The sequence below is a fragment of the Bradyrhizobium sp. Kon58 genome, assembly GCF_055807455.1.
Window position 1 is genome coordinate 1 of the sequence record NZ_JBVVOT010000419.1, and the last position, 276, is coordinate 276.

Annotated in this window: 1 protein-coding gene; it reads left to right on the forward strand. The window is 62.7% G+C overall.

Going from position 1 to position 276, the window contains the following annotated elements; all coding sequences use genetic code 11:
- Window positions 1-265, forward strand: a 265-nt coding sequence (locus tag AC0L20_RS40990) for a pirin family protein (RefSeq protein ID WP_473295824.1), incomplete at its 5' end; no start/stop codon positions are given.
- Window positions 266-276: the final 11 nt, after the last annotated feature.

Sequence of the window (276 nt, forward strand, 5' to 3'; positions counted from 1 at the left end):
CGCGCGTTTCGCATCGCCGAGTACCTGGGAGCAGACCAGGCCGCGCTGGATCGACAGTGGGCGCCGTGCGTACCTGGTGCCCGCAACGGGCGTGATTGAAGTCAATGGTTTGCGTGCGCAAGCGCGAGACGGTGTGGCGGTTGCCGATGAGCAGGTGCTGCGGGTGACCGCGATTGAAGACAGCGAGATCGTGCTCCCGGCATTGATGACAGCCTGTTCGACGATTGGCGACTGCCGCTCACCCCTGAAATCAAAAAGCGCATGAAGGCCGACGTT